We start from the raw sequence: 1,663 nt of genomic DNA, 5'->3' as shown, positions 1-1,663 counted from the left end.
ATAATTCAAGGCTGCGAGTTATATTAATTGCTACCTTATCCCCTTTTTTTATCTTCATTTTTTGTAAAACAAATGCTATCTGGGATGATTGCTCCCAGAGATCACGATATGATAATTTTTCTGAATTAAATATTAACGCTGTTTTATTAGAATGTTTATTTACTATTTCACTCAAAATATTTGGTATAGTACGCAACTGTCCAACTTGTTTTTCAATCATGCGGGAAGTCTCCCCATATTTAATGTGGATTAAATTAGTGAATATATATTAAGTAATCTTTAATGAATGTTAGGGAAATGTTATAGAATGATTTTTGTTCATTTTGATATGTTTCTATAGCCTAAGATACTGATGAGACAAAGTCTACAATGTAACCCTAAAGTCAGTCAAATGATTTCCAAAAGAAAATCATATTTTGGTGTTTGGGTTTTTTGTTTAACTTAAATCATTAATAAACAATTAGTTATGTTTTTTTTGAATAATAATTTTATTTTAATAGTTGACAATGTGTGGGTGCATTATGGATGATTAATTTCATCTAGCTTCATGTAGGATCACCACTGTTATTAATACAGGAAAACCGTATGAGTGAGTAAATATCGTTCAATTCAAGTGATTAAAACACTATTTTGATGCAAAAATTTATCATTTTGATTTAAATACAGCCTAAGAAAGTATTTATTTCACTTTTGTTTTGCTTAAAAACATTCATTCGGTTGCCTTGCTTATTAATAAGGAATATGTTCTCGATTAAATTGTTAATTCACCCTTCATTAGAAGTGGAGTATTAGTCAGATGAATACATTGGAAATTATTAATTCTCCATGGCAGCAACCAATTTGGAACAATTTGGAAACATTATCCGCCATAAAAAAAGAATTGTTGAGATTGCCGCCATTAATTAATCATAAAGATTTGGCACATTTTTATAATCAATTGGAAAAAGTTTGGTTAGGTAAGGCAGTAATAATTCAAATGGGTGATTGTGCCGAGCGGGTTATTGAATGTGATCAACAATCGGTTGTTCCAAAAATTGATTTTTTACATAACTTATCAGACATTTTTTCTATTTTATTGAATAAACCTGTGATCACAGTTGGCCGCATTGCGGGTCAATATGCAAAACCACGTTCTAATGCAATTGAAAAATACCAGAATATTACATTACCTGTATGGCGAGGCGATTGTGTAAATAGCCCAGAACCTATCCCGGAAGCCAGAATAAATGATCCCAAACGGATGTTAATCAGTTATCACGCGGCTTCACAAACCCTATCTACGATTGATGATTATATTCGAAGTAGACCCGATATGAATTTACAAGTCTGGACAAGCCATGAAGCCCTACTATTGGACTACGAACATTCTCAGTTGAGAACCACACCGGATGGACGGAAATATCTTGGCAGTACCCATTGGCCTTGGATCGGTATTCGTACCCTTGATTTAAATAGTCCCCATGTTGAGATGTTATCAAATATAGATAATCCAGTAGCATGTAAAATCAGCGATCAAGTTTCTCCTGATTTAATCACTGGGCTATGCAAAAAACTCAACTCGCACAAAATTCCCGGAAAACTGACATTTATCACCCGTTTTGGCCACAAGCATATTCATAAACTCAGTCCTCTCATTGATGCTGTATTGGAGACAGGTATCCCC

General features: G+C 33.3%; 2 protein-coding genes. One reads left to right on the top strand and one right to left on the bottom strand.

Annotation, left to right across the window (positions count from 1 at the left end):
* Nucleotides 1–220 (bottom strand): AMP-binding protein (locus PSI15_RS17925; RefSeq protein ID WP_273584695.1); only part of this gene is annotated, 220 nt, incomplete at its 3' end.
* A 576-nt stretch (nt 221–796) separates the two neighbouring features.
* On the opposite strand from PSI15_RS17925, the gene PSI15_RS17920 reads away from it, so the two are divergent.
* On the top strand, nt 797–1,663 hold an 867-nt coding region (locus PSI15_RS17920), incomplete at its 3' end, for a 3-deoxy-7-phosphoheptulonate synthase (RefSeq protein ID WP_273584694.1).

This window comes from Xenorhabdus sp. PR6a (assembly GCF_028599065.1).
GTDB lineage: Bacteria > Pseudomonadota > Gammaproteobacteria > Enterobacterales > Enterobacteriaceae > Xenorhabdus > Xenorhabdus doucetiae.
Note: the sequence above shows the minus strand (reverse complement) of the source record. Positions and strands in the feature narration are given on the sequence as shown.